Genomic DNA, 21,737 nt, shown 5'->3' with positions numbered 1-21,737 from the left:
GCAGGTTCATGGACGCGACATTTGATCTGAAAGGCAAGCGTGTCTTCGTCGCCGGGCATCGCGGCATGGTCGGTTCGGCCGTCGTGCGCCGGCTGGCGAGCGAGGACTGCGAGATACTCACCGTATCGCGCGACGGGCTCGACCTGCTTGACCAGGCAGGGGTGCGGCGCTGGATGGCCGAGCACAGGCCGGATGCGGTGGTGATGGCGGCCGCCAAAGTCGGCGGTATCCTGGCCAATGACCGGTTCCCTGTCGATTTCCTGCAGCAAAACCTGGTTATGCAGGGCAATGTCATTGACGGCGCCTTTCGCAGCGAGGTCGGCAAGCTTTTGTTTCTCGGCTCGTCCTGCATCTATCCAAAGCTCGCGCCGCAGCCGATCAGGGAAGACGCGCTGCTGACCGGTCCGCTCGAGCCGACCAATGAATGGTATGCGATCGCCAAGATCGCCGGGCTCAAACTGTGCCAGGCCTATCGGCGCCAGCATGGCGTCGACTACATCTCGGCGATGCCGGCCAACCTTTACGGTCCTGGCGACAATTTCGATCTCCAGTCCAGCCATGTCGTGCCGGCCCTGATGCGAAAGGCGCATGCGCTGGCGCTGAGCGGCGGCAACAGCCTCGAGGTCTGGGGCTCGGGCACGCCACGGCGTGAATTCCTGCATGTCGACGACGCCGCCGATGCCTTGGTCTGGCTGTTGAAGAATTATGCCGGCGACAGCCACGTCAATGTCGGTTCGGGCGAGGATGTCACCATTGCCGAGCTTGCCCAGACCGTCGCATCGGTCGCCGGCGTCGAGGCTGATATCGCCTTCGATACGACCAAGCCAGATGGCACGCCGCGCAAGTTGATGGATGTTTCGCGGCTGTTTGCGACGGGATGGCGCCCGCGCTACGCGCTTCGCGGTGGATTGGAACAGACATATGCGTGGTTTCTCAACCATGTTGAGAAGGGTGATGTCCGCCTCGGCGCGGCCTGATTCCAATTTTCCTTGAACCATTTCGCTGCCGCCCGCGACCAAGCGGTGTGTAGCAAACACGGTCCATCAAGGAGAACGTCAATGTTTATCACTTCAAGAAACGCATTTCTCGCCGCCATCGCGGTTTCGGTGCTGGCAGGGTGTCAGACGGCACCGCCGAGGGAATGCGAGAAGACCAAGCCCGGTGTCACCTACAACGGCAAATGCTGCGGCATCGGCACCCCGTGCCGTGAAGGCAGCAACGCCCCTCATGACAGGCCCGACAGGCCCGATCCGCGGCCACAGTGATCCGCGAGCCAGAAACGTCCCGGCACGTGCCGGGACGTTTCGTCCCCCGACAGGGTGGATTTACGGATCGGAAGGCCGCTACCCGGTTCCTTGCTGGCCGGCATTTGAATACGAAACGGGACGGCAGGGCAGTAGACGATGCGGTCGCGCAGATCGCGCGAAAACTTCCCGCCGGATCTGTACTTCAAGGGGCTGTTCGACTGTTCGAAGGGAAGGTCCCGTAGAAACTCAGATTTCGCTTTCCGTCGATGCGAAGGATGCTACTAAAAAAAAATCGAGATGCTCTTGAACTCATTTGGGGCGCCTCCTAATTCGATTTCCGCCAAGGCCATAAGGCTCGGCAAAAAATGGCGGCGCCGCACGGGGCGGCGTCCTTGTACCCATGTTGCTTCAAGGAGGATGTGGCTATGAGAACCTTTGATACCCTCTATCGGACCACCGTCGGTTTCGACCGGCTTTTCGACATGCTCGACAGCGGCACGCGTCCAGACTGGCCGCCCTATAACATCGAGAAGGTCGACGAGAACGATTACCGTATCTCGATGGCCATCGCAGGCTTCAGCCAGGATGAGGTTGAGCTGACCCAGCATGGACCCGAACTGGTCGTGGTAGGCCAGAAAGCTGATGATCAGAGCGGACGCCAGCTGCTGCACCAGGGCATCGCCTATCGCAGTTTCAGGCAGACGTTCAAGCTTGCCGACCACATGAAGATCAAGGCAGCCAAACTGGAGAATGGCCTCCTCTCGATCGACATCGTCCGCGAGATTCCCGAAGAGCTGAAGCCGCGCCGCATCAGCATCGGCGTGGGCGACACGCCGACGGCCGCCACTCAGATCACGCAAGACACGGACCGCGCGCGTAAAGCCGCGTAATCCTGTCGATCTGTCACACTTTGAACTGCGGGTCCGCCTCCCGGTTTTCGGCCGGGAGGCTGTGATTGCGGAGAAACGAAGATGATCACTGCAGGACGTACTGGCGCGCCTCTGTCGCGCGCCCGCAGTTGGCCTGGACCGCGCAAACCATGAAACTCAATGGTTCGTTCGATTTGGAGGATCATATGAACGATCGGATGTTCGACAGCGCCGTTTTCGTGAAAAGCGGCGACAACCTTGTTCAGGAAATCACGTGTCTCGAGGACGCTCTGGAGTTCCTCTATGAATGGCCGAAGGACAGGCGCGGCCCCATTCACCAAACCGCATTGCGGGCCTGCCAGCGAGCTTTCGATAGCGATTATCCGCTTTCCGCAGCCAGAGACGCGTTCAGCGGTTTTGCGAAAGCAGCCAGAATCCTTGAGGAAGTATCCACGACAATGCCGTGGATGATGGGCAGAGGTGGCGAAGGCGGAGGAGTGACTGCCTAAAGCGCGTCGCGAAACGGATTCATGCGACACGCTTTAAGTCTTTGTTTTGATGCATGTCGTTGTCCCAGACCCGCGGCACACTTCTGGGTGACATGCATTAGGAAAGGAGGTCATGATGCTATCGAAACCTTTTGAAAAGCCAGTCCGGGTGTGGGTGGGATTGGGCTTTCCCCGCCAACTCAACACGGTCGCGGATGCTTATCAATTCGCAGCCGAATGGTGTGGCAACAGCCCGGAGCAGAGAGCTGCTATTCGCGCTTGCAAAGCCGCTCTGATTGGTGATGTGGAACCCGAGACAGCACGAGGCGTCTTCGTCGCGTTCGCTCGCAAGAAGGATATTCTTATGGAGGACGGCATCGAGCCTGCGCCTTCAAGGACGCTAAGCCCGCACCACGTCTAAAGCGCGTCGCGTTTGAACGAGGCGGCTGCCACAAGCGGTGGCCGCCTTACCGGCTAAGTTGTCGAAGGGGTGCGCCAAAAACGGGCTTGGCCAAGTGATCGAAAGGATGGTGGGCGTGACAGGGATTGAACCTGTGACCCCTGCAATGTCAATGCAGTGCTCTCCCGCTGAGCTACACGCCCATCCGAAGCCGCGCATACACCATTTTTGGTCCAGCGCGTCAATAGCCGGAAAAGGGAAAGAAAGGCTCGTTTTGTCGCGCCGCCGACGAAGCGGCGAGATCACACTGTGCGCGCTTCAGGCGGCCTGCAGCATTTTTTCGACCTCGTTGACGAGATCGCGCAGGTGGAAGGGCTTGGACAGCACCTTGGCGTCTTTCGGCGCCTTGGAATCGGGGTTGAGCGCGACGGCCGCGAAACCGGTGATGAACATCACCTTGAGGTCGGGATCGATCTCGGTGGCGCGGCGGGCGAGTTCGATGCCGTCCATCTCCGGCATGACGATATCGGTCAGCAGCAGGGAGAAAGGTTCTTCGCGCAGCCGCTCGTAGGCGCTGGCGCCATTGTCGAAATCGCTGACGTGGTAGCCGGCCCGCTCCAGTGCCTTGACCAGGAACCGGCGCATGTCGTCGTCGTCTTCCGCCAGCAGAATGCGTGCCATCTTGTCCCGTCCGAATCACCCCAGCCAAGCCTGCCGTCCGGCAAGCCCGTTAACCATCCTGTATATGAGGAGCTGACGGTAAACATCAAGTGAACGTTGGCGGCATTAATCCTGATTTGACGCGGTTCCTGACATGCCGAAATGCTGGACATGCGGCCGATGAGGTGGCAGTTTCCCATCATGATGCATTGCTGTTTCCGGGTTCGTTCAAATTGACGACGGCAGCCGAAGATTTTTCGGTCGTTCCACCCTTCGAAATCCGATCGGGCGCCGAGCAGCGCGTTCCCTTCGTCTTCAACTCACCGCATAGCGGCCGCTATTATCCAGACCGCTTCCTGGCCATGGCGCGGCTCGACCGGAACGCCATCCGCCGCTCCGAGGATTGCTATGTCGACGAGCTGTTCGGCAGCGCGGTGGTGCTGGGCGCGCCGATGCTGGCGGCGAATTTTCCGCGCGCTTACCTCGACGTCAACCGCGAACCCTGGGAACTCGACCCGCGCATGTTCGCCGAGCCGGTGCCGTCCTTCTGCAACATCCGCTCGGCGCGTGTCGCCGGCGGGCTCGGCACCGTGCCCAAGCTGGTGGGCGAGGGGCTCGACATCTATTCCGGCCGTCTGCCGCTGGCGGAGGCCGTCCAGCGCATAGAGGCGGTCTACAAACCCTATCACGAGACGCTGAAGCGGCTATTGACCAGAACCCATGCCAGGTTCGGCTATGCCGTGCTGATCGACTGCCATTCGATGCCGGCGAGCATCAGGGTGGGCGACAGCGGCCTGCGGCCGGATTTCATCGTCGGCGACCGTTTCGGCATCTCGGCCACGGCGGCCCTGACCGAGACGGCGATCGGCCTGCTCATCGGCATGGGCTACACCGTCGCCCACAACAAACCCTATGCAGGCGGTTTCATCACCGAGCATTACGGCCGGCCGGCGCGCCATCTGCATGCGCTGCAGATCGAGGTCAATCGCGGCCTCTACATGAATGAGCGGACGTTCCAGAAATCGGCCGGCTTCGATGCGCTGGCCGACGATATGGCGCGCTTTTCGGCCGACCTGATGGCGATGCCCGACCACCACTTCATCGACCTGCCGCTGGCCGCCGAATGACGCCGGAGCGGCGGCTGTTCATGCAATCCCGCGCTGGCCATCCCGCAGCGTAAAAAAAGACCGCATCGTTTGCACGACACGGTCGAAGTCTAGGGAGGAAACGCCCAAGGAGGGCATGGACAGGAAAACCTGTCCGAGAACAAATTTATTGTGCGATGCACAAATGTCAATCGATCCCACGCTTTTTTAATTCACTCTGATGTGGAAATGCGTTTCGATGGTCCCGATGTGTGACATTTCGGCAACGCTGATGTCTCTGATAAATCGATAAACCGGCTTGTTTTGGCGGGAAAGTGCCGGCAGACCGGGTTGGCACTCTGCAATGCGGGAGAATCACGTGGACATCAGCATCGATTTCATGCGCCGGATCGCGCAAGCGGCGGCGGCTGAAACCTTGCCGCGTTTCCGCGCACAGGGCGCGGTGGCCAACAAGGAAAAAGGCAGTTTCGACCCGGTCACCGAGGCCGACCGCGAGGCCGAGCGCGCCATTCGGGCGCTGATCTCGGCTGAGTATCCCGATCACGGTATCCTTGGCGAAGAACATGGCAGCGAAAACATCTCCTCAAGGCATGTCTGGGTGATCGATCCGATCGATGGTACCCGCGCCTTCATCTCAGGCTTGCCGGTGTGGGGAACGCTGGTCGGATTGACGGTCGACGGTGACGCCGTCGCCGGCATGATGGCGCAGCCGTTCACCGGCGAGCTGTTCTACGCCAACGCTTCCGGCTCCCACTACGAAGGCCCCGGTGGGCCGCGGAAGCTGTCGACCCGCAAGAGGACGAAGCTTGACGAGGCGACCTTGTTCACCACCACGCCGGCGCTTTTCAAGGGCGAGGCGCGCACCCGCTACGACGCGTTCGAGAAACAGATCCAGCTCGCCCGCTACGGAGCCGATTGCTACGCCTTTGCCATGATCGCGTCCGGCAGCGTCGACATCGTCGCCGATCCCGGATTGAAACCCTACGACATCGTGGCGCTGATCCCGATCATCGAAAAGGCCGGCGGCGTCGTCACCACATTCGAGGGCGGTCCGGCGGAAAAGGGCGGCGACATCCTGGCCGCCGCAACGCCGGAGCTTCATGCGGCTGCAATGGCAGCCCTGCGGGGCTGATAGTCGACCCGATCAGCGCGGCTTGATCGAGCGCTGGAATTCCGCCGGCGTTCGCCCGTAGACCTGCCTGAACGCTGAGCTGAAATGGCTGTGGCTGGAGAAGCCGAGGTCCAGGCCGAGCGTGGTCAGATTGTCGTAGCGGCCAAGCAGGTCGAGCGCGCGCGCCAGCCGCAGGCGCAGATGGTAGCGATAGAGCGGCATCGCCTCGACCTGCTGGAAAACCTGCGTGAGATAAACCGGTGATACCCCGACTTCAGCGGCGATCTCGGCCAGCGTCCAGCGCCGCGAAAGATCCGAGGACAGGACGAGCTTGGCGCGATCGACCAGCTTCTGCCGGCCAGCGCTGGCGCCGGCGGCATGCGAGGTGCGCTCGCCGAGGGAGCGCCGCACCAGCGTCAGCGCCAGGGTTTCGGCCTCCAGCGTTTCGGCAATGTTGCGGCTCAGGCTGTGGCGCAGCACCGCCACCAGCGCCTGAGCCCGCGGGTCGATGCGGCGGCGCTGACGACGAAACGCCACGGCGCTGCCCGAGCGCAACTGCTCCTTCGGCGTCAACTCCTGCAGTTGCGCCTCCTCGATAACGAGATCGAGGCAGGAATCGCCACCCTCGACGGGATGGCTGATCCGGTAGCCTTCGGCGTTGTTGAAGAACAACAACTGGTTGGCTTCGGCGACCGCATCGTTGCGGCCGACATGGCGCACGAAGACGCCGCGATAGGGAAACACAAGATGCGTGGCAGCGGTGCACTCTTCTTCGCTCTTGTGCCGGCATTCGCCGCTGCAGAGGACATCCCTCACCCTGACGGTGCCGGTGTCCAGAAGCGTCTGTACCGTGAACTGCGACATGGTGAGCTGAGACATGGCCGTTGCATTCTACCCTTGCGCCGAAAGCTGCTCCGGCACATTAGGCGATTGGCTTGTCCAAACCTGTCAGGAGACTTCACCTGTCGGGCCCTTCGTAACGGCCATGGCTCAGTCCCACAAACGGCGCATGTATTCGCAGTGAGCGTCGCTGCGCGACAGGCCGATGTCCTTGAGCTGTTCGTCGGTCATTTCGAGCAAGGCAAGGCGGCTTCGGCGCCTTTCCAGTTGACGGCCGATCCAGTTGGCCGCCGCGATGCCTTGTGTCCGCAAGGACCGCCGGAACGTCGCGGTTTGAGTTGTCGGCTGATGTGCGAGGCATTGCGCCGCCGCTGCATGATCGGGGCGCATCGCTCAGGCTTCCCCGTTGCCGGCCACTGATGCGCCGGCCACTGAGGCGCCGGCTTCGTTCAGCGCAATCGCGCATTCCTCGCAGCAGACCTCGACGGTCTTGCCGCCGACCTTGACGCGGATCGGGTTGGCGTCCAGCTGGCAATCGCAGGCAGCGCAGGTTTTCTCGGTCATGACGTCATCCCCTTGGCGTTCAGTATGCGGAGAGATGAGCATTCCGGGGCGGCACCGGCTGTCAGAATCTTTAGCTCTTTGGGTGCTGCCGGCGCTGCTCCTGACAGAAGGCTGTCAGCAGGCGCAAGCTCAAGGCGCCGCAACATGCAGCGCCGGCGGCATCAGGCTGTTGGGTCGTCGTTGCCGGGTATGAAGGCGTCGAAGGCGGCGAGCAACTGCTCGCGATAGACATCGGCCTCCTGCAGGATCTCGTGTTTCGAGCCATCGATCATCAGCAGCGAGCCGAGGCGCAGACGCCTGGCATAGGCTTCCACGGCCTTGGTCGAGACGACCTGATCGGCGCCGGCGGCGATCATCAGCAGCGGCACCTGGATCCTGGCCATGAAGTCGGGCTCACTGATGGCTTCGCCTGCCTTGATTGCCGCCTGCAGCCAGCGGATCGTCGGCCCGCCGAGCGCCAGTTGCGGATAGTGCTCGTAGATTTTCGTGTTGCGCTGATAGCGCCCGGGGTCCGATGTCACCTTGTTGAGGGCGAAGGGCAGGGTTTCCCTGGGACGCGGACCCCAGGCGGCGTAGAGCCGGCCGAGGCCGAGAAAGCACAATATCGAGCAGACGCGGCGCGCGGTTTTTGCCGACACGGGCGAGTCGGGCACCGTCAGGAAAGGCGCAATCAGCACCATGCGACGCACCCGGTTGACCATCGACGGCGCCGCGAGCAGCGCGATCACGGCGCCCATCGAATGGGCGAGGATGTAATACGGGCCGCGGCAGTCGGGCAGCACGATATCCTCGAAGAACTGTTCGAGGTCGCCGGTGTAATCGTAGAAAGAGCGGACATAGCCGCGTTGCGGATCGGCGATCAGCCGGTCGGAATCGCCCTGGCCGCGCCAGTCGAGCGTGGCGACGCCGAGGCCGCGGTCGGTCAGGTTGCGGATGGTTTCGAAATACTTCTCGATGCACTCGTTGCGGCCGGGCAGCAGCACGACGGTGCCTTTCAGCGGCCGGGTGATCGCGGCAAACAGGCCGTAGCGGATCTTCTTGCCGTCGCGCGTGGTGAAAAAGCCGCCGGCGACATTTTGCGGCGGCGGATTGCCTGGCGTGGGATGGAAGAGATCCGTCATTAGGCGCTTGCGTCTTCGTGGTGTCTCACCCGGCAGGGCGTCGGCATGGTGATAGACGCCAATGGATGAAAAGCAAAGGGAGGACGCCAAGGGGGCGGACGAACGACAAGCAAGGCCGGAAGCAGCCTGCGGCGGCGTGCTTCCGGCCTCTGTCGATCCGGGAGGAAGGGACGTTACACCCGGTCGGCCTCGTCGCGGCGCTTTCATCCGGCGCCGCCTGGTTCTTTATCCTGGGGGCACTCTAGCGCCGGCCGGCTGAACGGGCGCCGAAGCAGCGGTTCATCTGCCGTTCATCGACGCCTCGATTGGCGCTCTTCAAAAATCCTTGAAATGCGCTTTTGCGCTCCCCAAATGTCGGATGCAGCCGCCGATGTCGGGGCTGCTGGTCCACCCGAAACGCCTTTCCAGGGTTTCGCACCGGCCACACGCAAACATGTTGCTCAACAGGAGAACACCTCATGCGTCACGTTGATTTTTCCCCGCTCTATCGCTCGACCGTCGGCTTCGACCGCCTGTTCACCATGCTCGACTCGCTGGCCCAGCCCGATGGCGCGCAGACCTATCCGCCCTACAACATCGAGCGCACCGGCGAGGACGCCTATCGCATCTCGATGGCGGTTGCCGGCTTCTCGGACGAAGAGATTTCGATCGAAGCCCACCGCAACGTGCTGACCGTCAAGGGTGAGCGCAAGGAAGAGGGCAATGGCGAAGGCTCCGAGCTGCTCTACCGCGGCATTGCCTCGCGTTCGTTCGAGCGCCGCTTCCAGCTTGCCGACCATGTCGAGGTCGTCGGCGCCACCCTGAAGAACGGCCTGCTTTTCGTCGACCTTAAGCGCAACATCCCCGAGGAGCTGAAGCCGCGCAAGATCGCGATTACCGCCTCTTCGGCCAACGCCAAGCAGATCGAGGCCAAGAACGCCGCGTGATCAAGACGGCGGCGTCACAACGCCCAAGGTTGAAAGCGTCTCCTCCCGAGACGAAAGCGGCGCCGCGAGGCGCCGCTTTTTTTCGCCGCAGCCTCTGTCACCCCAACCGAAGAGTTCTGGCTCTTTTGCGGCGGGCGCCGTCTTCCCATGAAGGGCGATGTCTGATCTTTCGGCTGATTTTTCCCTGGCCCTAACGGCAACCATTGCGGTGACCTTCCTGCTGGCCGGCATCGTCAAGGGCGTTACCGGTATGGGACTGCCGACGTTGGCGATGGGGCTGCTGGGCACAATCATGCCGCCGGTCGCCGCGGCTTCGCTGCTGATCGTGCCGTCCTTCGTCACCAATATCTGGCAGCTGTTTGCCGGCCCGAGCTTCGGATGGATCCTCAGGCGGCTGTGGCTGATGATGGTCGGCATCGTCGCCGGCACGCTGGCCGGCTCATGGCTGCTGGCCAGCGACAATGTCAAATGGACGACGGCCGGCCTCGGGGCGGCGCTGATCGTCTATGCCGTCTATACGCTGCTGGCGCGGCAGTTGACGGTTCCCGCGTCAGCCGAGCGCTGGTCGTCGCCCATCGTCGGTTTCCTTACCGGCATCGTCACCGGCGGCACCGGCGTGTTCGTCGTGCCCGCTGTACCTTACATTCAGGCGCTGGGCTTGAGCCGTGACGATCTGATCCAGGCGCTCGGCCTGTCCTTCACCGTGTCGACGATCGCGCTCGCTGCCGGCCTTGCCTCGCACGGCGCGTTCCAGGTCGGGCATGTCGCCATGTCGTCGCTGGCGGTTGCGCCGGCCTTGCTCGGCATGTGGCTCGGACAGTTGCTCCGGCAGCGGATCAGCCCGGCGACCTTCCGGCGCTGGTTTCTTGTTTTCCTGATCTTGCTTGGCCTCGAGCTTTTGGCGCGGCCTTTCCTTGCTTAGCGACCGGTGCCGGTTGCGAGAACGGCCTCGATGTTTTGCCGGTGGACGGGCTCGTACAGCGCGAAGTACTCGACCGCGCCCGTGGCGAATATGTCGGCGCCGAAGGTTTTCAGATCCTGCTTCGCAAGATCAGGCTCACGCCGGCAGCGAAGCAGTTTTTGAACGTAGGCTTGCGTGGCGGCGATGAGGCCTTTGTCGTAGCCGCCTCGCTCAATCGCTTCGAGCGAGCCGTGATTGGGCAAGATGCGGTCTATCGGCCACCCGCTCATGCGTTCGAGATCGACCAGATGTTGCGCCAGCCGATCCGCCTCGCTGACATAGGTGATCGGATCCTCGAGCGTGTCGCCCGCCAGGAGCAGGCCGGTTTCGGGCATGAACAGCACCGTGCCGTCATGGCTGTGGATTTCGACCTGACGCAGTTCGACGGCGATCGATCCAACGGCGAGGTCAAGACTGCCTGCGAAGGTCCTGTTCGGCAGCACGAGAGGCTTGATCGGTGGAACACCGCTTTCGATCTCAGCCCGGTTGTTCGCGAGCGCCGAGGCGGTGAGCGTGTTGGCGATAATCTCGCAATCCTGAAACACCTCATTGCCGGCAATATGATCGTCATGCCAGTGGCTGAGCACGACCCGGATCGATGTTGCGCCCATGTCTTCGAGCGTCTGCCTGATGAAGCGCGCGTGAGGCAGCGAAATATGCGTGTCGTAGACAAGCGCCTGCGAACCATCTACGATCGCATAGGTGCAGATGCCGAGGGCATAGGCGCCGTCGTCCAGCCAGTTCGGCTCGTCCGACCAGGCGCGAACGCCGTCAACGCGGCCATCGTAGAAGCCGAGCACGTTTGGCGCCGGGCGAACCAGCCGCATGGTTGAGCCGAGAGGTGGCTTTGTCATTGGCGCGGTCTCGCGGGTTCAGGCGATCATCTGGCCGAAGCGATCGACCTCATCTGAAGTCGTGGCAAAGCTGGTGACGAAGCGATAGAGCAACTCGTCCTCGCCGACATGGCCGTCGAAGCCGTGCGGCCTGTGCCAGTCGTAAAAGGCTGCGCCGACGGATTGCAGCCTTTCGGCTTCCGCCTTTTTCATCACCGCGAACACCTCGTTGGCCTGCGGCAACCAGGCGAGCTTCGCCGTTGCCGAATCCTCGATCGCAGCCGCCAGGCGCGCGGCCATGGCATTGGCATGACGGGCCGTGTCCAGCCACAGGCCGTCCGTGAAGTAGGCGTCGAACTGCGCTGCGATGAAGCGCGACTTGGAGAACAGCTGTGCGGCGCGCTTGCGCAGGAAGGACAACTCCTTGGCGCGGTCTAGATCGAACAGCACCACCGCTTCGGCGCACCAGCAGCCGTTCTTGGTGCCGCCGAACGAGACGATGTCGACGCCGCGCTTCCAGGTCATTTCGGCCGGCGTCGTCTCAAGCGCGACCAATGCGTTGGCAAAACGGGCGCCGTCCATATGCAGCGGCAGGGAAAAGCGTTTGGCGATCTCCGAAATGGTGGAAATGTCGTCGAGCCCGTACACTGTGCCGACTTCGGTCGATTGGGTGATCGAGACGGCCGTCGGGCGTCCCCAATGGACGATTTCGGGTGCGAAACGGGCGACGGCGCGTTCAAGGTTGTGCGGATCGATCTTGCCCAGGGCGCCGTCGACAGCATGGAGACGCGAGCCGCCGCTGAAATATTCCGGCGCGCCGCATTCGTCCTCGATGATGTGCGATTCGCGGTGCGCAAAGGAAATGCCGCCGGGCTTGTTGTAAGCGGCCAGGGACAGCGAGTTGGCCGCCGTGCCGGTAGCGACGAAGAACACCGCGACCTCGCGTTCGAAGATCTCGCTGAAACGCTGGTAGACGGCCCGGTCGAGATCGCCATCGCCATAGGCGGTCGAAAAGCCGCCAGCATTGGCTGACAGCCCGGCGGCAATGTTGGAATGGACGCCCGCCCAGTTGTCGGATGCAAAGAACATCAGGAAAGTCCCTGCCTGGTTGAGAAAGTCTGGTTGCGACAAGAGCGCGACCATGGCCGTTTCGGGGTTTGACGCGCAAGGGCCAAGGGCTGAAAAAGCGGTAAAGCCAAAGGCGATCACGAAGGAGTGCCGGGACCGAAATTTCGTTTCAACAGCGCCCGACGTAATTTTCTGTCGCCAAACGTCCAAGAATTTGGTGAATCGGTCTTGTGTGCGCCCAGGATTTCTGCCATAAAAATTTAGGACAGTAGTGCTGTCTTATTTTGTCGCACAAGTCAGGCTGGATTGGCGTATCATTTGGGCCACTCCGGCCGTTGCCGCGAGCGACGGGTAGACGGCTCGGCTGTGGCCTGTACGATACCGGATACGAACCGGCGGTGCACCGCACGGTCCGCCAAGGATTTCGAAAAGACGTGCCGCAAGAATGAGAGCGGAAGCCAGTCGCTTCCCAAGGTAGACCAGCGCCCCAAATGCTAGACGTGCAAGGGGCCGGATCGGAGGACAGGACGATGACGGAACTGACGCCATCTGCGATTATCGGCCAGGCCGCGCAGACGAAAGCGGCAGCCGTTAAAAATACCGTTCTGACCAAAGAAGGCCGAACCACCAACGGCCTGACCGGCAACGGTATGGCCGCGCAGGGTCTCTACGATCCGCGCAACGAGCATGACGCGTGCGGCGTCGGCTTCATCGTCAACATGAAGAACGTGAAGTCGCACCAGATCGTCAAGGACGGGCTCTTCGTGCTCGAAAACCTGACGCATCGCGGCGCTGTCGGCGCCGATCCGCTGATGGGCGACGGCGCCGGCGTGCTGGTGCAAATCCCCGATCGTTTCTTCCGCGAAGAGATGGCGGCCCAGGGCGTCGAACTGCCGGCGGCAGGCCAATACGGCGTCGGCCACTGGTTCATGCCGCAGGATGCGGCACTGCGCGCCCATATCGAAGAGATCATCGCCGAATCGGCGCAGTCAGAAGGGCTGCCGCTGCTCGGCTTTCGCGACGTGCCGGTCGACAATTCATCGCTGTCGAAGGCGCCCGATATCGCGGCCTCCGAACCGTTCCATCGCCAGGTCTTCATCGGCCGCACATCAGACATTCCAGATGACGAGGAATATGAGGCCAGGCTGTACCTGCTGCGCAAGGTGATTTCCGGCCGCATCTACGCCGAGAACAACAACAAGGATATCGGCGCCTACTGTGTGTCGCTATCGGCGCGTACCATTGTCTACAAGGGCATGTTCCTGGCCTACCAGGTCGGCGCCTATTACAAGGATTTGTCGGATCCGCGTTTCGAGACCGCGCTGATCCTCGTCCACCAGCGCTTCTCGACCAACACCTTCCCGTCCTGGAAGCTGGCGCACCCCTACCGCATGGTCGCGCATAATGGCGAGATCAACACGGTGCGCGGCAACAACAACTGGATGGCGGCGCGCCAGGCCTCGGTCGATTCCGAACTGTTCGGCAACAACATCTCGAAGCTGTGGCCGATCTCCTATGACGGCCAGTCCGACACGGCGTGCTTCGACAATGCGCTCGAATTCCTGTTCCAGGGCGGCTACAGCCTCAGCCATGCCATGATGATGCTGATCCCCGAAGCGTGGGCCGGCAACAAGCTGATGGATGCCGACCGCAAGGCTTTCTACGAATACCATGCAGCCCTGATGGAGCCGTGGGACGGGCCGGCCGCGGTCGCCTTCACCGACGGCCGCCAGATCGGCGCCACGCTCGACCGCAACGGGCTGCGCCCGGCGCGCTACATCGTCACCGACGACGACCGCGTCATCATGGCGTCCGAAGCCGGCGTGCTGCCGGTGCCGGAGGAGAGGATCGTCAAGAAGTGGCGGCTGCAGCCTGGCCGCATGCTTCTGATCGACCTCGCCAAGGGCCGCATCATTTCCGACGAGGAGATCAAGTCGGAGATCGCCACCAGGCATCCCTACAAGACCTGGCTCAACAACACGCAGCTGATCCTGGAGGATCTGAAGCCGGTCGAGCCGCGCGCGCTGCGCAAGGATGTCAGCCTGCTCGATCGCCAGCAGGCGTTCGGCTACAGCCAGGAAGACACCAAGCTGCTGATGTCGCCGATGGCGACCACCGGCCAGGAAGCGGTGGGTTCGATGGGCACGGACACGCCGATCTCGGCGATGTCGGACAAGTCGAAGCTGCTCTACACCTACTTCAAGCAGAATTTCGCCCAGGTCACCAACCCGCCGATCGACCCGATCCGCGAGGAGCTGGTGATGAGCCTGGTGTCGTTCATCGGGCCGCGGCCGAACATCTTCGACCTGGTCGGCAATTCGCGCCGCAAGCGGCTCGAAGTGCGCCAGCCGATCCTGACCAATGGCGATCTGGAAAAGATCCGCTCGATCGGCCACACCGAGGACCGTTTCGACACCAAGACCATCGACATCACCTACGGGTCGAGCGAGGGCGCGGCCGGCATGCAGGGCGCCGTCGAGCGTCTGTGCGAGCGGGCGGAAGCCGCTGTCGCCGGCGGCTACAACATCATCATCCTGTCCGACCGCCAGGTCGGTCCCGACCGTATCGCCATTCCGGCACTGCTGGCGACGGCTGCCGTGCACCACCATCTGATCCGCAAGGGTCTGCGCACCGCGGTCGGCCTGGTCGTCGAATCCGGCGAGCCACGCGAAGTGCATCATTTCTGCTGTCTCGCCGGCTACGGCGCCGAGGCGATCAACCCCTACCTTGCCTTCGACACGCTGCTCGACATGCACAAGCGTGGCGAACTGCCGGCTGAGGTTGACGCCTACGAGGTGGTCTCGCGCTACATCAAGTCGATCGGCAAGGGCATCCTCAAGGTGATGTCGAAGATGGGCATCTCCACCTATCAGTCCTATTGCGGCGCGCAGATATTCGACGCCATCGGGCTGAAGTCGGATTTCGTCGAGAAGTACTTCACCGGCACAGCGACGCTGATCGAAGGTGTCGGCCTGGACGAGGTCGCGGCCGAGACGCTCAGCCGCCACACCGACGGTTTCGGCAACGATCCGGTGCTGCGCAACAGCCTCGAGGTCGGCGGTGAGTACATGTACCGCATGCGCGGCGAAGCCCATATGTGGTCGCCCGACGCCGTCGCCACCTTGCAGCACGCCGTGCGTCAGGGCTCGTGGGAGACGTTCAAGGAGTATTCCGCGCAGATCAACAGCGAGACGGCCCGTGCCCAGACCATACGCGGCCTGTTCAGGATCAAGCTTGCGGAAGAGACCGGCCGCAAGAAGGTGGCGATAGAGGACGTGATGTCGGCGGCCGATATCGTCAAGCGCTTCTCGACCGGGGCGATGTCGTTCGGCTCGATCTCGCGCGAGGCACACACGACGCTGGCGCGCGCCATGAACCAGATCGGCGGCAAGTCGAACACCGGCGAGGGCGGCGAAGAGGCCGACCGCTATCTGCCGCTGCCCGGCGGCGGCAAGAACCCCGAACGTTCGGCGATCAAGCAGGTCGCCTCGGGGCGGTTTGGCGTCACCGCCGAGTATCTCGTCAATTCCGATGTCATGCAGATCAAGGTCGCGCAGGGCGCCAAGCCCGGTGAGGGCGGCCAGCTGCCCGGCCACAAGGTCGACGCCACCATCGCCAAGGTCCGGCACTCGACGCCTGGCGTCGGCCTGATCTCGCCGCCGCCGCATCACGACATCTATTCGATCGAGGATCTGGCGCAGCTGATCTATGATCTGAAGAACGTCAACCCGGCGGCCGACGTATCGGTCAAGCTGGTGTCGGAAGTCGGTGTCGGTACGGTTGCGGCGGGCGTCGCCAAGGCGCGCGCCGACCACATCACCATCTCCGGCTATGATGGCGGCACCGGCGCGTCGCCGCTGACCTCGCTCAAGCATGCCGGCAGTCCATGGGAAATGGGCCTTGCCGAGACGCACCAGACGCTGGTGCTGAACGGGCTGCGCTCGCGCGTTGCACTGCAGGTCGATGGTGGCTTGCGCACGGGGCGCGACGTCATCATCGGTGCGCTGCTCGGTGCCGACGAGTTCGGCTTCTCGACCGCGCCGCTGATCGCGGCCGGCTGCATCATGATGCGCAAGTGCCACTTGAACACCTGCCCGGTCGGCGTCGCGACGCAAGACCCGGTTCTGCGCAAGCGTTTCAAGGGCACGCCCGAGCATGTCGTCAACTTCTTCTTCTATGTTGCGGAAGAGGTGAGGGGGCTGCTGGCCGAGATGGGCTACACCCATATCGACCAGATCATCGGCGACAGCGACCTGCTGGAGAAGCGCGAGATGATCCAGCATTGGAAGGCGCGTGGGCTCGATTTCGGCAAGATGTTCTTCAAGCCGGACGCGCCGCATGAGGCGGTGCACTGGACCGAACGGCAGAAACACCCGATCGACGATGTACTCGATCGCAAGCTGATCGAACTGGCGAAGCCCGCGCTCGAAAGCAAGCAGCCGGTCAAGATCGAGGTCGACATCCGCAATGTCGATCGCTCCACGGGCGCCATGCTGTCGGGCGAAGTCGCCAAGCGCTTCAGGCACAAGGGCCTGCGCGAGGACACGATCCAGGTGAAGCTGACCGGCACCGCCGGCCAGTCGTTCGGCGCCTTCCTGGCGCGCGGCATCTCGTTCGATCTCGTCGGTGCGGCCAACGACTATGTCGGCAAGGGCCTGTCGGGCGGACGCATCGTCATCCGGCCGCCGGAGGAGTCCAGGATCGTCGCGGCGGAATCGATCATCGTCGGCAACACCGTCCTCTATGGCGCGACCGAGGGCGAGGCCTATTTCGCAGGTGTCGCCGGCGAGCGCTTCGCGGTGCGCAATTCGGGCGTCGCCGCCGTCGTTGAAGGCGTCGGCGATCATGGCTGCGAATACATGACCGGCGGCATCGTCGTCGTCATCGGCCAGACCGGTCGCAACTTCGCTGCCGGCATGTCGGGCGGCGTGGCCTATGTTCTGGATGAGGCCGGCGATTTCGCCGCGCGCTGCAACATGGCGATGGTCGAGCTGGAGCCGGTTCCGGAAGAAGACGATCTGATGGAAAGGCTGCTGCATCATGGCGGTGACCTCGACCACAAGGGTCGCGTCGACGTCTCGGGCGACATGACCACCCATGACGAGGAACGGCTCTACCAGCTTATCTCGAACCACGTCCATTTCACCGGTTCGGTGCGCGGCCGCGAGATACTCGACGACTGGACGACCTTCCGGCCGAAATTCCGCAAGATCATGCCGGTCGAATACCGCCGCGCGCTGATCGAGATGGAACGCATGCGCATGGGCGTGGCGGCGGAATAGGTTTTTCGACTTGCCGGGAGGCGCAGGCTTCCCGGCGGAACTTTCAGCGACAGTTTGACCTCGGATGCAAGGTTGCCACGGCTGCCTCAAGGGGTTAACGGGTGCGAAAACCGCACCATCTGGACAGCAGGAACTGGACTATGGGCAAGGTAACAGGCTTTCTCGAAATCGACCGGCAGGTGCACAAGTACCAGCCGGCCTCCGACCGCATCCGGCATTTTCGTGAATTCACGCTGCCGATGTCGGACAAGGAGGTCGAGAAACAGGCCGCGCGCTGCATGGATTGCGGCATCCCGTTCTGCCACGGGCCGACCGGTTGCCCGATCCACAACCAGATCCCGGACTGGAACGACCTCGTCTACAATGGCGACTGGGACAATGCGATCCGCAACCTGCATTCGACCAACAATTTCCCCGAGTTCACCGGCCGCATCTGCCCCGCGCCCTGCGAGGAAGCCTGCACGCTGAACCTCGAGGACATTCCGGTTGCCATCAAGACTGTCGAACAGGCAATCGCCGACAAGGCTTATGAAACCGGCCATATCCGGCCTTATCCGCCAGAGAAGAAGACGGGCAAGCGGGTCGCTGTCATCGGCTCCGGCCCGGCAGGGATGGCGGCGGCGCAGCAGCTTGGCCGCGCCGGCCACGAGGTCAGCGTTTATGAGCGTGAGAGCCGTCCCGGCGGGCTGATGCGCTACGGCATTCCCGACTTCAAGATCGAGAAGCACTATATCGACCGCCGCATCGAGCAGATGCAGGGCGAGGGCGTGACCTTCCATTGCGGCGTCAATGTCGGCGTCGACAAGCCGGTGGCAGAGTTGCTCGCCGGATACGATGCGGTGCTCTATTGCGGCGGTTCGGAATCGCCGCGTCCGGCCAATATTCCGGGCGACGATCTCGGCGGCGTCTATGACGCCATGCCCTATCTGGTGCAGCAGAACCGTCGCGTCGGCGGCGAGCCGATCCAGTCGGTGGCCTGGCCGTCGCATCCGATCATCGCCGGCGGCCAGCATGTCGTCGTCGTCGGCGGCGGCGATACCGCGTCCGACTGCGTCGGCACCGCCTTCCGCCAGGGCGCGGTGCGCGTCACCCAGCTCGACATCCGCCCGCAGCCGCCGGAGAAGGAAGACAAGCTTTCGGTCTGGCCTTACTGGGCGACCAAGATGCGCACCTCGTCCTCACAGGCCGAAGGTGCGGAGCGCGAATTCCAGGTGGCGACGCTCGAATTCATCGGCGAGGACGGCCAGCTGACCGGCGTCAAATGCTGCGAAGTCGACGAGAAGCGCAAGCCTATCCCCGGCACCGAATTCGTCATCCGTGCAGACCTCGCCTTCATCGCCATCGGCTTTGCCGGACCGGCTGCCGCCGGCGTCGCGAAAGAGCTGGACGGTGAGATGAAAATCACCACCGACAGCCGCCGTTCCCGCAATGTCGAAGCCAACGATCGCGACTACAAGACCAGCGTCGACAAGCTCTACGCCGCAGGTGATGTGCGCCGCGGCCAGTCGCTGGTTGTGTGGGCGATCCGCGAAGGCCGCCAGGCCGCGCGCTCGATCGATGAAGCGCTGATGGGGTCGACGGTACTCCCCCGTTAACGGTTGATCGCCGTCGTCGTATCCGTCGCGGCAGCGGCCTTGGGCGGCCACGAGAAGTCGTCGGCGCGGCCGGGCGAGGCCTCGGGCGCCTTGCCTTCGAGGATTAGTTTTTCGCCGGGCAGATCCGGATTGGCTTTCGGCGCCGCCGCCGCACCGAGAAGTTCGGTACCGCCGTCGAGCGCCGGATCGTTGAGCAGCATCGGAACGGTGCGGTCGACCACGATCGGGGCGGCGGGCAGCGACGGCGCCTCGACCGGGGCGCCGGCCGGTGCGGCAGCCGTCACCACGCTTCCCGGCGCTGCCAGGCCGAGGATCTTGGCCAGCGGCTTTTCGGTGTAGAAGGCGAGCTTTCGCTTGCCGGCTTTCGAGACGTTGATGCCGTCGTCGGAGCGCAGCCGCACGGCCTGGCCGTTAATGTCGGGGCCGGTCGAGACAAAGGCGCCGTTCTCGTCGACGAACCCATCCCAGACATCGACGAATTCGCCGCCGTTCTTCTCGGCAGCCGAGTGGTAGATGTCGTTGAATGCCAGCATGTCGGAGGTCATCTTCGGCGTCTTGAAGGCTGGCATGCCGACCCACAGATAAGGCACCTTGGTCGCCGCCAGTGCCTTTCCCAAGGCTTCGGTCCGGCGTTCGTATTCCTTGGTCCAGTTCTCGGAGCGCGGCTGCTCGCGCACATCGTTGACGCGCATCTGCTGGCGGTCGTTGGAGCCGAGCATGACGACGACCACGGAGGGTTTTTCGGTCTCGACCAGCGATTTGACCTGTTCGGGCCAGTTGTAGACATCATCGCGCACGAAACCCGAAGAACCGTTGACGCGCTCGACGATCCTGACGTTGGCATTATCGGCAAAGGCTGTTTCGAGGCCTTCGGCCAGGCCGTTGGCCATGAAATCGCCGATCACCAGAACGACGTGGGCATCCGGTGTCTTCTCGACAATCGGAGCGGAAGGTTCAACGGGTGCACGGGGCTTCTTCTTGACCTTCGGCTTTGCCTTGCGGACGTCGAGCGGCGGCTCGATGCGTTCGCTGCGGCGCGGGAACAGAAGGTCGCGCAGCGACCAGCCGCGGTTCTGCGGTTGTTCCTGCGCCAAAGCCGGTGTGTGGAAAGTGCCGGCGAGTCCCGTCGCCAGGACAACGATGGCCAGAACGAGGATCGGCAAGCGGAAAACGATCACACGGATACGCGTTGCCGAAACCAAGCACCCTCTCCATCCCTTGGTGCATGGCCCTCGCAGGGGATCATGCACAGACCGATGCTACGGCATCCCTTGCGCGTCACAGATGCGCGCTGCCGTCGCCGGCTCTATTTCTTTCTGAGCCATTTGAGCACTTCCATGCTCGGATACCCGTCCTGGGTCAAGCCGACCGTTGCCTGATAGGTCATGATGGCGGTTTTCGTGCCGTCACCGATCTTGCCGTCGAACTTGCCGTCGTAAAGTCCGTGCTGCGAAAGCCGCTTCTGCAACTCCTGCCTTTCCTCGAAGGACAGTTTGGTGAAGGGCCGCTTCCAGTCCTGCACCAGACCATTAGAGCCGGCGATTTCGTCGGCAAGAAGGCCGACGGCCAGGGCATATTTGTCGGCGTTGTTGTAGGCCTTTATGACGGAGAAGTTCTTGATCATCAGGAAGGCCGGTCCGCCGCGGCCGTCCGGCACTTTCAGGGTCGCCTTGTCGGTTGCGTTCTTGAACGGCTTGCCATTGGCCCTGGCGACGCCGAGCGCCTGCCACTGCGCCAATGTCTTCGAGCCGGCCGGCAGTTTGCCCGCCGGAATGGTGACCTCGTAGCCCCAGGTCTTGCCGCCCTGCCAGCCATTCTTCTTCAGCAGATTGGCTGATGTCGCCAACGCATCGGGGATCGAATTCCAGATGTCGCGCTTGCCGTTGCCGTCCATGTCGACGGCATAATGCTGGTAGCTGGTCGGGATGAACTGGGTCTGGCCCATGGCGCCGGCCCAGGAGCCCATCAGGTGGCTTTCGTCGATGTCGCCGGTCTGCAGGATTTTCAGCGCGGCGACCAATTGGGTGCGGGCGAATTTCGAACGCTTCGGGTCGCCATAGGCGAGGGTTGCCAGCGAGCGGATGACATTGCGCATGATGTCGTCGCGCTTGAGGATCTCGCCATAATTCGATTCCATCGACCAGATGGCGAGCAGGATGTAGCGGTCGACGCCGAACCTCGCCTCGATCCGTTCCAGCCACGGCTTCCATTTCCTGGCCATCTGCTGGCCGACGGCAACGGACTGGTCGTGGACGCGGTTGTCGAAATAGTCCCAGGCAGGTGCGGTGAATTCGGGCTGGGTGCGTGCCTTTTCCAGCACCACCGGGTCGGGTTCATTGATGCCCCGGAACGCCCGGTCGTAGACCGCGCCGGAAACGCCGCCCGCCACGGCGGTGGCGCGGAAGCCGGCGACCCATTGCCGAAACCCGGCATCGGCGAAGGCCGGTCCGGCCGGCATCAGCAAGGCGAGCGAGAGGCTGGCCGCCGTCAGCACGCTGGTAAAGAGTTTTGCGGCACTGCGAACGGACATATTTTCCCCTTTCTTTATCTCAGGAAAGACCATTCATCGCCGAACCGGGTTAGCAATTGGTTTACCATAGGCGGCGCCTGGAACGAAAAGACACCTGGATGCTTTACCGGTTGATGTTTCCCTCAATGGCCCGATA

At 62.7% G+C, this 21,737-nt stretch carries 20 protein-coding genes and 1 tRNA gene; 11 read left to right on the top strand and 10 right to left on the bottom strand.

The window, feature by feature from the left end:
- The first annotated feature begins 8 nt into the window (after positions 1–8).
- From fcl to NKJ18_RS02795, 5 genes are all read left to right on the top strand, one after another.
- A complete protein-coding gene (gene fcl / locus NKJ18_RS02815; protein WP_352757779.1) occupies positions 9–977 on the top strand; it encodes a GDP-L-fucose synthase in 969 nt (322 codons plus the stop codon).
- 81 nt (positions 978–1,058) lie between these two features.
- A complete protein-coding gene (locus NKJ18_RS02810) occupies positions 1,059–1,265 on the top strand; it encodes a hypothetical protein (RefSeq protein ID WP_352757778.1) in 207 nt (68 codons plus the stop codon).
- A 407-nt stretch (positions 1,266–1,672) separates the two neighbouring features.
- Entirely contained in the window at positions 1,673–2,137 is a 465-nt protein-coding gene (locus NKJ18_RS02805; protein WP_023671192.1) for an Hsp20 family protein, read from the top strand.
- 65 nt (positions 2,138–2,202) lie between these two features.
- Entirely contained in the window at positions 2,203–2,625 is a 423-nt protein-coding gene (locus NKJ18_RS02800; RefSeq protein ID WP_348524324.1) for a DUF982 domain-containing protein, read from the top strand.
- Between the two features lie 112 nt (positions 2,626–2,737).
- Positions 2,738–3,025, top strand: a complete 288-nt coding sequence (locus NKJ18_RS02795) for a DUF982 domain-containing protein (protein ID WP_245260022.1) — start codon at positions 2,738–2,740, stop codon at positions 3,023–3,025.
- Between the two features lie 107 nt (positions 3,026–3,132).
- Here the strand turns inward: NKJ18_RS02795 and NKJ18_RS02790 are convergent.
- Both NKJ18_RS02790 and cpdR read right to left on the bottom strand, forming a co-directional pair.
- Positions 3,133–3,207, bottom strand: a tRNA-Val gene (locus NKJ18_RS02790).
- A 115-nt stretch (positions 3,208–3,322) separates the two neighbouring features.
- Positions 3,323–3,685, bottom strand: coding sequence for a cell cycle two-component system response regulator CpdR (cpdR, locus tag NKJ18_RS02785; RefSeq protein WP_023671195.1), 363 nt, complete (start codon positions 3,683–3,685; stop codon positions 3,323–3,325).
- A gap of 164 nt (positions 3,686–3,849) precedes the next feature.
- On the opposite strand from cpdR, the gene NKJ18_RS02780 reads away from it, so the two are divergent.
- Positions 3,850–4,791: an N-formylglutamate amidohydrolase gene (locus NKJ18_RS02780; protein WP_023704024.1), complete on the top strand. Its 942-nt coding sequence runs from the start codon at positions 3,850–3,852 to the stop codon at positions 4,789–4,791.
- 337 nt (positions 4,792–5,128) lie between these two features.
- Entirely contained in the window at positions 5,129–5,902 is a 774-nt protein-coding gene (gene hisN, locus NKJ18_RS02775) for a histidinol-phosphatase (RefSeq protein WP_023671197.1), read from the top strand.
- A 12-nt stretch (positions 5,903–5,914) separates the two neighbouring features.
- On the opposite strand, the gene NKJ18_RS02770 is transcribed toward hisN, so the two are convergent.
- The 4 genes from NKJ18_RS02770 to NKJ18_RS02755 all read right to left on the bottom strand — a co-directional run bounded on the left by NKJ18_RS02770 (position 5,915) and on the right by NKJ18_RS02755 (position 8,406).
- Positions 5,915–6,745, bottom strand: coding sequence for a helix-turn-helix domain-containing protein (locus NKJ18_RS02770; RefSeq protein WP_023714041.1), 831 nt, complete (start codon positions 6,743–6,745; stop codon positions 5,915–5,917).
- 126 nt (positions 6,746–6,871) lie between these two features.
- Positions 6,872–7,111 carry a DUF1127 domain-containing protein gene (locus NKJ18_RS02765; protein ID WP_023686421.1) on the bottom strand — a complete coding sequence of 80 codons (240 nt, stop codon included), beginning with the start codon at positions 7,109–7,111 and terminating at the stop codon, positions 6,872–6,874.
- Between the two features lie 3 nt (positions 7,112–7,114).
- Entirely contained in the window at positions 7,115–7,285 is a 171-nt protein-coding gene (locus tag NKJ18_RS02760) for a hypothetical protein (RefSeq protein WP_023683236.1), read from the bottom strand.
- 161 nt (positions 7,286–7,446) lie between these two features.
- Positions 7,447–8,406, bottom strand: coding sequence for an alpha/beta fold hydrolase (locus tag NKJ18_RS02755; RefSeq protein WP_023686420.1), 960 nt, complete (start codon positions 8,404–8,406; stop codon positions 7,447–7,449).
- Between the two features lie 458 nt (positions 8,407–8,864).
- Here NKJ18_RS02755 and NKJ18_RS02750 point away from each other — a divergent pair, with 458 nt between their 5' ends.
- Positions 8,865–9,332, top strand: coding sequence for an Hsp20 family protein (locus NKJ18_RS02750; RefSeq protein WP_023671202.1), 468 nt, complete (start codon positions 8,865–8,867; stop codon positions 9,330–9,332).
- A gap of 157 nt (positions 9,333–9,489) precedes the next feature.
- Positions 9,490–10,254 carry a sulfite exporter TauE/SafE family protein gene (locus NKJ18_RS02745; RefSeq protein WP_023686418.1) on the top strand — a complete coding sequence of 255 codons (765 nt, stop codon included), beginning with the start codon at positions 9,490–9,492 and terminating at the stop codon, positions 10,252–10,254.
- Here the strand turns inward: NKJ18_RS02745 and NKJ18_RS02740 are convergent.
- Positions 10,251–11,147, bottom strand: coding sequence for an MBL fold metallo-hydrolase (locus NKJ18_RS02740; RefSeq protein WP_023686417.1), 897 nt, complete (start codon positions 11,145–11,147; stop codon positions 10,251–10,253). The two genes, NKJ18_RS02745 and NKJ18_RS02740, sit on opposite strands and share 4 nt — an antisense overlap.
- A gap of 18 nt (positions 11,148–11,165) precedes the next feature.
- On the bottom strand, positions 11,166–12,215 hold the full coding sequence (locus NKJ18_RS02735; protein ID WP_023686416.1) for a threonine aldolase family protein: 1,050 nt from the start codon (positions 12,213–12,215) through the stop codon (positions 11,166–11,168).
- A 509-nt stretch (positions 12,216–12,724) separates the two neighbouring features.
- On the opposite strand from NKJ18_RS02735, the gene gltB reads away from it, so the two are divergent.
- Positions 12,725–17,476, top strand: a complete 4,752-nt coding sequence (gene gltB / locus NKJ18_RS02730; RefSeq protein ID WP_352757777.1) for a glutamate synthase large subunit — start codon at positions 12,725–12,727, stop codon at positions 17,474–17,476.
- Between the two features lie 140 nt (positions 17,477–17,616).
- On the top strand, positions 17,617–19,071 hold the full coding sequence (locus NKJ18_RS02725) for a glutamate synthase subunit beta (protein ID WP_023686414.1): 1,455 nt from the start codon (positions 17,617–17,619) through the stop codon (positions 19,069–19,071).
- Here NKJ18_RS02725 and NKJ18_RS02720 read toward each other — a convergent pair.
- Together NKJ18_RS02720 and NKJ18_RS02715 are read right to left on the bottom strand one after the other, a co-directional pair.
- Positions 19,068–20,273 (bottom strand): SGNH/GDSL hydrolase family protein, encoded by a 1,206-nt coding sequence (locus NKJ18_RS02720; protein ID WP_352757776.1) that lies wholly within the window; start codon positions 20,271–20,273, stop codon positions 19,068–19,070. The two genes, NKJ18_RS02725 and NKJ18_RS02720, sit on opposite strands and share 4 nt — an antisense overlap.
- Before the next feature lie 104 nt (positions 20,274–20,377).
- Complete coding sequence (locus tag NKJ18_RS02715) at positions 20,378–21,601, bottom strand: lytic murein transglycosylase (protein ID WP_023714036.1); 1,224 nt, start codon at positions 21,599–21,601, stop codon at positions 20,378–20,380.
- Positions 21,602–21,737 lie beyond the last annotated feature (136 nt).

The organism is Mesorhizobium sp. M0217, assembly GCF_040321955.1.
Taxonomy (GTDB): domain Bacteria; phylum Pseudomonadota; class Alphaproteobacteria; order Rhizobiales; family Rhizobiaceae; genus Mesorhizobium.
The sequence above is the reverse complement of the archived record's forward strand: the minus strand, read 5'-3'. Positions and strand labels throughout refer to the sequence as shown.